General features: G+C 66.1%; 9 protein-coding genes and 1 tRNA gene. 2 read left to right on the forward strand and 8 right to left on the reverse strand.

Annotated elements, in window-relative coordinates; all coding sequences use genetic code 11:
- Positions 1 to 147: 147 nt before the first annotated feature.
- On the forward strand, positions 148 to 1869 hold the full coding sequence (locus tag VJ811_RS01270) for a sulfatase-like hydrolase/transferase (protein ID WP_324070417.1): 1722 nt from the start codon (positions 148 to 150) through the stop codon (positions 1867 to 1869).
- Positions 1870 to 1917: 48 nt separating this feature from the next.
- Entirely contained in the window at positions 1918 to 3438 is a 1521-nt protein-coding gene (locus VJ811_RS01275; protein ID WP_324070419.1) for a lipopolysaccharide biosynthesis protein, read from the forward strand.
- Here VJ811_RS01275 and VJ811_RS01280 read toward each other — a convergent pair.
- The 8 genes from VJ811_RS01280 to VJ811_RS01315 form a co-directional block, all read right to left on the reverse strand.
- Positions 3435 to 4355, reverse strand: a complete 921-nt coding sequence (locus tag VJ811_RS01280; protein ID WP_324070421.1) for a hypothetical protein — start codon at positions 4353 to 4355, stop codon at positions 3435 to 3437. The two genes, VJ811_RS01275 and VJ811_RS01280, sit on opposite strands and share 4 nt — an antisense overlap.
- Positions 4356 to 4517: 162 nt before the next feature.
- Positions 4518 to 4593 (reverse strand) — tRNA-Phe (locus VJ811_RS01285).
- Positions 4594 to 4688: 95 nt separating this feature from the next.
- Positions 4689 to 4883 (reverse strand): DNA gyrase inhibitor YacG, encoded by a 195-nt coding sequence (locus VJ811_RS01290; protein WP_324070423.1) that lies wholly within the window; start codon positions 4881 to 4883, stop codon positions 4689 to 4691.
- Entirely contained in the window at positions 4873 to 5856 is a 984-nt protein-coding gene (locus VJ811_RS01295; protein ID WP_324070425.1) for a ribonuclease, read from the reverse strand. Before VJ811_RS01295 ends, VJ811_RS01290 begins: the two co-directional genes overlap by 11 nt.
- Positions 5849 to 6421, reverse strand: coding sequence for a nucleoside triphosphate pyrophosphatase (locus VJ811_RS01300; protein ID WP_324070427.1), 573 nt, complete (start codon positions 6419 to 6421; stop codon positions 5849 to 5851). The genes VJ811_RS01295 and VJ811_RS01300 overlap by 8 nt, the downstream gene beginning before the upstream one ends.
- Before the next feature lie 26 nt (positions 6422 to 6447).
- Positions 6448 to 6666: a translation initiation factor IF-1 gene (gene infA / locus VJ811_RS01305; protein ID WP_010162480.1), complete on the reverse strand. Its 219-nt coding sequence runs from the start codon at positions 6664 to 6666 to the stop codon at positions 6448 to 6450.
- An 81-nt stretch (positions 6667 to 6747) separates the two neighbouring features.
- On the reverse strand, positions 6748 to 7614 hold the full coding sequence (locus VJ811_RS01310; RefSeq protein WP_324070448.1) for a cupin-like domain-containing protein: 867 nt from the start codon (positions 7612 to 7614) through the stop codon (positions 6748 to 6750).
- On the reverse strand, positions 7611 to 8454 hold an 844-nt coding region (locus VJ811_RS01315; protein ID WP_324070450.1), incomplete at its 5' end, for a GNAT family N-acetyltransferase. The genes VJ811_RS01315 and VJ811_RS01310, both read right to left, overlap by 4 nt.

Raw genomic sequence — 8454 nt, forward strand, 5'->3', positions numbered from 1 at the left:
ACAGCCGATTTTCCGTCAATTCGTGACTAAAAAGCAACAGTTTACGTTACGGCGAACGTTCGGTTCGGTTACACTTATGTGTCAATTGCGAAACCTGTGTTAGGCGATCTGGCAAAAAGCTCAGCCCCCGAAGACGAAGGATAAGCGATGCGGGCACAGACCTTGCCGAACCCGAACACGCTGGTCAAAATGCTGCTGCTGGCATTCGGTCTGGCCTTTGAGCTTCCCGGGATCGCCGCGCGGGTCGCCATGCTGGGGCTGTCGGCGCCGCTCCTGCTCTATGCCGGCCTCTATGCCGGCCTGATCGCCTGCCTCTGGGGCGCGGCCTCCATCCGTCGGCCGCTGCTGCGCTGGGGCTGGGCCGCGGTATTTGCTCTCGCCTCCGTCTTCGTCGGCAGCTTTCAGGATGCCACGGCCGATACGATGAGCTATGACGCCTTCGTCACCATGGCCCATTCGGCAGACTTCGCCGACGACGCCGCCGCGCAATATGGCGCGTCGATCGCATGGGCCGCTGCCAGTGCATTCTTCCTCTTTGTCGGCATCGGACTGAAACCGGGCGCCCGGCGCGCCCTGCCCGGCGTCGCTGCGGCGCTCGCGCCGCTGGCGGGGCTCGCCATGCTGACCATCCTGCTGTTCGTGCGCGGGGGCGAAGGCGGCCGCGGACTGCCGAACGCCTGGGTCGGAACCGCCTATTCGGCGCTCGCGGCATTTGAAGCCACGACGCAGCCTTCGATGGCGCGCCAACCGGTGCGCATCGCGCATCGCCCGCAACCCGAACAGGGCGACATCATCCTGATCGTCGACGAAAGCATCGCCGGCCGATACCTCGATATCAACGACACCGCGGGGGTGCGGTCGGGCCTTGCATCGCCGCCGCCCGGCATCGCCGTCAGCAATTTCGGGCTCGCCGCCTCGATCGCCAATTGCAGTTTCGGAAGCAATCTGACGCTTCGATATGGCGGGACACGCGATGCCTATCATCGGATCAACGCGACGATGCCGTCGATCTTTACCTATGCGAAACATGCCGGCTTCGCGACGATCTATATCGACGCGCAGCGAACCGGCGGCGCCTATCAGAACGGCATGGACGATGCCGAGCGGCGTCAGATCGATCGCTTCGTCCAGTTCGGCGATACGCCGGTCGTCGATCGCGACATGGCCGCGGCGGATGCGCTGATCGCGGCGCTCAATAACGACCGGCGCGAATTCATCCTGGTCAACAAGATGGGCGCGCATTTCCCCGTCGCCGACAAATATCCCGACAGCGTCCATTTCTTCCGCCCCGCGCTACCGCGCGACGAATCCGCCGTCGTGACCGAAACCCGGATTCCCAAAAATCTGTATAGCGGCGCCGAAAGCTGGCGCCTCTATCGCAACGCGTATCGCAACACGGTGACATGGACGGTGGGCGGCTTCTTCGATCGATTGTTCGCCGGCGCCCGGCTCGGCGGCGCACTGATCGTCTATACCTCCGACCACGGGCAGAATCTGCACGAGCGCGGCCATTCGGGAAAGACGACGCATTGCAGCGCGTCGCCCGCCAGCGAGGAGGGCGCGGTGCCCCTCGCGATCATCGGCGCGCCCGGCCGCTGGGACGCCGCCGCGAAGCGCCATTTCGATGCATCGAGCCACTATCGCATCTTTCCCACGCTGCTGAATACGATGGGCTATGATCGGGCGGCGGTGCGCCGCGAATATGGCGAAGCGCTCGACTCCCCCGCTTCCGATCCGGCGACGTTCAACAGCCTGTTCAACGCGCGGCTGGGGCGCAAGCCGATATGGGTCAAGGTCGAGCGCGCATCGGTGGTCCGGCCGCCGGTGGACGACTATGCCCCGCGTAAGAACGGCGCTGCGCCGCAATGACGCGCGCATGCAATGCTTTGCCAACGAATGTTTGCTAGGCTCGCCGCCATGTCAGGTTCTTCTACTCCCCCCCAAACGACGCTTGGCCCGGATACCGCGACCGAACCCGATTTCGGTCAGCGGATCCGCCGCGCCGTGATCTGGCGCTCGGGGTCGCAGATTGCGGGGCAAATCGTCGCCTGGGCCTCCACCTTCCTCGTCATCCGCATCCTGACGCCCGAAGATTATGGCCTGTTCGCGCTCACCCAGGTGATGTTGATGCTGTTCAACCTGCTCAACGGCTATGGCCTCGCCAGTGCCATAATCCAGCGCGACGAGGTCGCCGCCCACGAGTTGAGGCAGATTTTCGGGCTGCTGCTGCTGCTCAACGGCGCGCTCGCGGTGGCCCAGATTGCCTGCGCCCCCTTGGCAGCCGCCTATTATCGCCAGCCGATGGTCGCCGATCTGCTGCGGGTGCAGGCGCTGATCTATCTCACCGTCCCCTTCTCCGCGCTCGCCTATGCGCAGCTCGCACGCTCGCTGGAGTTCCAGCGTCAGGCGCAGGTCAATCTCGTCTCCGCGCTGATCGGCGCGGGCGTGGCGCTCGGTGGCGCGCTCGCCGGGTGGGGCGTGTGGGCGCTCGTCTGGGCGCCGATCGCCATGTTCGCGACGCGGGCACTCGGCCTGACGATCGCGGCGCGCAGCTGGATGTGGCCCAGCTTCGACTTCCGCGGCGCGGGTTCGATCGCACGCTATGGCGGGCTGATCGCGGTCGCGCAGCTTTTCGGCTTCATCCAGAGCCAGGCGGACATATTGGTCGCCGGCCGCTGGTTCGAGGCGCATCTGGTCGGCATCTACACAACCGCGCTGCTGCTGACGCAGATCTTCAACAACAAGGTCGTGCCGCCGCTCAACGAGGTGGCCTTTGCCGCCTATTCGCGAATGCAGAATGACCGGCCCGCGCTGGCCGCGGGCTTCACGCGCTCGACGCGCGCGATCATGGTCGCCGCCATGCCGTTCTTCTTCGGCCTCGCCGCGGTGGCGGAGCCGCTCGTCCTCACATTGCTCGGCGAAAAATGGCGCGAGATTGCGCCGTTGCTGCTGCCGCTGGCACTCGCCATGCCCTTCTGGACCCTGTTCACTTTGCTTCGCCCCGCAACCGACGCGCTCGGCCGTCCGGGTATCGCGTCGGGCAATGCCGCGGCGGGGGCGCTGCTGATGCCGGTCGTATTTCTGGTCGGCGCGCAGTGGGGAATCATCGGCATCGCATGGGCCTGGCTGATCGCCTATCCGTTGCTGCTCGTCTTTGCCGCCGTCCGAAGCTTGCCTGTTATCGGCATCCGGCCAAGCGAGCTGTTGCGCGCCGTCGCACCGCCGGTCCTCGCCGCCACCGCCATGGCCGCGGTGGTGATGCTGGTCGATCGCATGCTGCCCGCGTTGCCGCAGCCCTTGCGGCTGGCAGTGCTCGTCGCAACCGGCGGACCGATCTATTGCCTGTGGCTGGCGCTGTTCGCGCGCGAGACGGTGCGGGACCTGATCGAACTGGTGCGCGGACGACGCATGCCGGCCGCTCCGGCCGTCGCCCTCTAGACCCGACCCAGCGCCGCGATCGCTGTGCGCGTCGCGTCGATATAGGCATTGCCGCTAAAGCGATAGCTGCCGATGAAATGGACGAAGCGGGCGTCGGGTGGCACGCCTTCGTCCCAGAAGTTGAGATAATGATCGTAAGGCAGCAGCAACGGATCGGGTTCGTTGGCGATAACGATGTTCGACGTTACCTGTTCGCTGCCCCAACGCGCCCAGCGCTCGGCTCCGAGCAATCGTTCCGCCTCGACGGAAAAAGCCTCGGCGAGCGCGCGCCCGTCGCCGCCGCGCGCGAACCCGGCAAATCCAGAACATCCCCGCACATAGAGCGGACTCGCGAGCATCGGCAGCGCGACCCGGTCGAGACCGCTCTCGATCGCGCCCTGCACATGCGCGTCGGGGTTGTGCAGGAAAGCCGCATCGTCGGTCTTCCCCGCCATCTCGGCAAAGGACAATAGTCGCGAATCCCGGTCGCCGCGTAATGTGAAGCTGCGATTCTGTGCGATCGCGGCCGCGACCTCGGGCACGTCGCCCAGCGTCACCGTGTCGGAATCGAGCTGGATCACATAGTCACTCGCCCGCACATCCAGAATCGTGAGGAGCCGTTCCCACGTACCGCCGCGCGGACAAGGACCGGTATCCACGTCCGCCAGCGAGAGGATGCGCGGTGTTCCGAGTTGCTGCGCAACTATGTCCCGGTCGCCGGCGGTCAATGTGCCATCGTCGAGAATCACGATGCGCCCGCGTTGAAGGCGCGCATGCAGCGATTTGACCGCGACCAGATAGGGCAGCAGCACCCGCGTGCCGATCATGGAAAACAGGACCAGTCCGTCATCGGCCGGCACGACCGGGGGCGTATCGAGCACCGCATGGGCCGCGGCGCGGTGCGCGCGCTCCTTCCACAACCGGTTGAGTTTGTTCACGATCCTGTTCATCGCGCGGCAGTAACACGCACGACAACCCATTGGTAGAGGCGAAAATCCGCGCATTTGCGTCCTTTCAGGACGTTTCTTGCGGCGATATTCGGGTGTTTGCGGGCGATCACGATCGGCGTGCGGCACGCGACATGTCGGAGAGGAGGAAAGTGGTGCCCGGGGACGGGGTCGAACCGCCGACACTGCGATTTTCAATCGCATGCTCTACCAACTGAGCTACCCGGGCACGGCCGCTGCGACCGGTCGGTCGCGCTGGCGAGCGGCGGCTATAGGCAGGGCTTCGCATCCTGTCCAGAGGCTTTGTGACGCTCGATTTCGGGGTCAGTTATCGTCGAAACGATCGTCGTCGGCCGTGCCGTCGGGCGCCTGGTCGACCGGCACGCGATAGCCTTCGCCGAACCAGGCGAGCAGGTCGCGGTCGCGGCAGCCGCGGCTGCAAAAGGGCTTATATTCGGGCTCGCGCGGCTTGCCGCACAGCGGGCAGATTTGCGATTTGGCGGATGTCTTATTGGGCATGGCCCATTCCTTTGATCTGGGCGTCGGCGATCAGTTCGACCGGCCGGCCTGTACGTCTTTGCAGCATTTCGATCCAGCGCGGCTGGGCGCCGATATGATCGATGACCGCGGCGCGCGCGGTCAGTTTCAAAACCCCCGCACCCACCGCGCGTTCCGCCTGCCGCAGCAGCAGGGCGCCATCGGTGGCGATGGGATCGAGCCGTATCTGTTCGATCAGCGAGGGCCGCACGCGGCGACGGATGATCTGCATCAGGCCGAACCCGTTGACCGCGGTGCGCTCGAACGGCTGCGGCAAAAGCGTATCGATCAACGCATCGATCGCATGCCGATCGGCCCGGCTCGCCAGCGACGGAAAATCGATTCCGATCGATCCCGTGATGTCGCAGCAGCGGATCACCCTGACGGCGGCCGCCGCGCCCGCCTTGGCCAGCGCCAGCGGGTCGCCGTCGCCGTCGATATCGATCAGCACCATCGCGGGCGTCGCGTCGACCCACAGCGCGCCGCCATCGAACGGCCAATGGCCGGCTTGCACATGGCCGACGATCTCCGACCAGCCCGCCTCTTCCAGCCGGTCGGATCCGGGTGCCCCGAGATCGACGACCTTCACCCCGGTCATCGCGATCCGCGCGCGCAGGTCGGGTCCGGGCTCCACCGCCGCGTCGGGATCGGCGATCTTCGCTCGCCCGGGCTTGTCGCGGCCGCGCTCCATCAGCGCCGCGCGCGTAATTTCGACCTTCAACCGCGAACCGATCGATATGCCGGGCGGCAACCGGGCGAGCGAGACAAGCTGCTCGCCCGGTCCGTCGAGCATGGCCAGCGGCTTTTTCCCCGCCTCGATCAGCCGGGCATGTTGCACGGTGCCGACGGGCGGTCCTTCATGGTCGCGCTCGATCCGGGCCTCGACGATCGCGCCATCCTCGACCAGCGCCGCGCGCGCTTCGCCGATTCCGGCTTCGTAGAGCCACTCAGCCAAGCGCGATTCCCGCGCTGGTCAGCAGCGCGCGCGTTTCGAACAAGGGCAGGCCGACGACGTTCGAATGGCTGCCCGACAGAAAACGGACAAAGGTTTCAGCGCGGCCCTGGATGGCATAGCCCCCCGCCTTTCCCATCCCCTCGCCCGATTCGACATAGCGGTCGATCTCGGCGGCGCTCAGCGCCTTGAACGCGACGACCGTATCGACGACGCGCACGCGCGCCTTGCCATCGGTTCCGACCACGCAAATCCCCGAATAGACATGATGCCGCCGTCCCGACAGCAGGCCAAGCATCCGGCGCAGGTCCGCCTCGTCGGCCGGTTTTTCCAGGATGCGGCGCCCAACCGCGACCGTCGTATCGCCGGCGAGCACGACCTCATCCGGCGCGCGCTCGACCGCGAGCGCCTTGCCCTTGGCAAGCCGCGCGACATAGTCACGCGGCAGTTCGGCCTTCAGCGGGGTCTCGTCGATTTCGGGCGCCGCGATGCGCGTCGGCACAAGGCCGATCCGCGCCAGCAATTCACGCCGGCGCGGCGATGTCGAAGCAAGCACAAGGGCCGGCATTGGCGCGGGAGAGTTCGCCGCGCCGCTCACTTGAAGCGATAGGTGATCCGACCCTTGGTCAGGTCATAGGGGGTGAGTTCGACGAGCACTTCGTCGCCGACCAGCACGCGGATGCGGTTCTTGCGCATCTTTCCGGCCGTGTGGCCCAGAATCTCGTGGTCGTTTTCCAGTTTGACGCGAAACATCGCGTTGGGCAGCAGTTCGACCACTTGGCCGCGCATTTCCAGAAGTTCTTCTTTCGCCATCAATCCTCTATGGGCTCGAAATATCGGGATGCGCGCCCATAACCGCAATTTGCGGCAATTGAAAGCAATCTGTCACAGGCGTCATTCGACGAGGCGCAGCTTGCGCGCGGCGCGCCAGCCGACGGTCTTCATCCACGCATAGCTCGGCCAGCGCGGCGGCATCGCGGGGTCGAGCCCCATGCGGCGCAGCGCGGCGTTGGCGGCATGCGCTTCGGATTCGCGATAGCTCCATTCGCTGCGCCAGGTGATCGACAGCGAAATCGACGGCGCATCGCCATTGGCGACGAAATGCGGCGCCATCACGGGCATCAGCACCGCGTCGCCGGGGCCGAGCGGCACCTGCTGCGCGTCGTCCTTATACGCCTCCTCCCATGGCAAATTGCGGTGGCCGCCGGTGTGATAGCGCTCATGCTCGCGGCGATGCGCGAAGCGTTCGTCGCCCGCGGGCCAAACGTTCATCACCTTCCGCCCCTTGAGCTGGAGCAGGATATTATGCTCGGGGTCGAAGTGGAACGGCGTGATCGACCCCGGCGACGATATGAAGATAAAGCCCTGCGGCGTCAGCATCGCACCGGTGCGCGGGCTCACGACGGGTTCGAGCTCGCCGAGCAGGTCCATCAGCAGCGTGCGATAGGCGGCGACATTCTCGATATTCTTGAGCACCGCCCAGCTGCCATTGCTGTCGATCGTGCGGATCGTCTCGCCGATCGACAGGCCGTTCGAGGGCACATCCTCGGGCCGGATGCCGATCGGCACATCGCCCGGATTATATTCGACCTCGCTGGCGGGCAGGCCTTCGCCGAGCACCGCGAGCGCCTCGATCGACAGCAAAGGATGGTCGGGAAGATGGTGGTGCAGCAGTCCCGCGCGCTGCGGATAGAGCGCCGCCATCCGCTCGAGCGTTTCGGCGGGGAATACGGCGCGGTCGATCGGCTGGTGCGCGGTCATGTCGGGCTTTCTACTTCATTTGCGGGTGCCGCGGCACCCTTCCAGCGCCGCCAAAGGCGCTCGGCCTTGTCCAGCATCGCAAAGCGCAGCCGGTCGGCGGGTGCCGACAGCGGCACATTGACCCAGACCAGCGAACGGCGTTCGCGCCAGACGCTGTCGATCATCGGGTGACCGGGCGCGGCGCAGCTGTCGACCCACGCGATCTTCGGATCGTCGAGCAGGTCGAGATTCGCCTGTTGCAGCAGCACCCCGGGCGAGAAGCGGGCATAATGTTCGTCGAACGCGGTCTTGAACGAAAAGCCGCCGGGCGGGCAAAGGAAGTTGACCAGCATCGCGAGCGGGCGGCCGTCCAGATCGAGCGCGCGCATGTCGAGCTTGCCCGCGTCCGCCGCGCCGGTCAGGATCGCGCGAAACCAAGCCGCGGTATCGCCATGGCTCGCGAGCGCCGATCCGGCGCGCCCCTTCCAGCCGCGCGCTTCGAGGGTGAGGAAGGCATCGATCCAAGGATCGAGCCCCTCCCCCGCCTGCCAGCGCCGGACGCCGACCGCGCCCTCTTCGGCCAGCCGGTTCGCCTGGCGCCGCAATTCCTTGCGTTTCTTCGCGCGCACCGCGGCATCCCAATACTCGTCCGGCGACAGCGCGCTTTCGAGCAGCGCGCGTTCTTCGCGGTGCACCGCCCGCGCCTCGCCGCCGCGCACCCGCGCGACGTCGACCAGCGCGCGGTGGAGCGGCCCATCCTCGGTCAGCCGCGGCATGTGAAGCAAGGTCTTCGCCCAGGGCGCGGCGTCGCACCAACCGAGGAGGATCGACCAGAAGAGGCTCTCGAAACCCGCGCGGACG

This window comes from Sphingopyxis sp., from assembly GCF_035250425.1.
Taxonomy (GTDB): Bacteria; Pseudomonadota; Alphaproteobacteria; order Sphingomonadales; family Sphingomonadaceae; genus Sphingopyxis.

Excerpts from the sequence above, each read along its gene's own strand:
- VJ811_RS01290 (WP_324070423.1), bottom strand. The coding sequence starts at position 4,883 with ATGCCCAATAAGACATCCGCCAAATCGCAAATCTGCCCGCTGTGCGGC.
- infA (WP_010162480.1), bottom strand. The coding sequence starts at position 6,666 with ATGGCGAAAGAAGAACTTCTGGAAATGCGCGGCCAAGTGGTCGAACTG.
- VJ811_RS01275 (WP_324070419.1), top strand. The coding sequence starts at position 1,918 with ATGTCAGGTTCTTCTACTCCCCCCCAAACGACGCTTGGCCCGGATACC.
- VJ811_RS01300 (WP_324070427.1), bottom strand. The coding sequence starts at position 6,421 with ATGCCGGCCCTTGTGCTTGCTTCGACATCGCCGCGCCGGCGTGAATTG.
- VJ811_RS01270 (WP_324070417.1), top strand. The coding sequence starts at position 148 with ATGCGGGCACAGACCTTGCCGAACCCGAACACGCTGGTCAAAATGCTG.
- VJ811_RS01310 (WP_324070448.1), bottom strand. The coding sequence starts at position 7,614 with ATGACCGCGCACCAGCCGATCGACCGCGCCGTATTCCCCGCCGAAACG.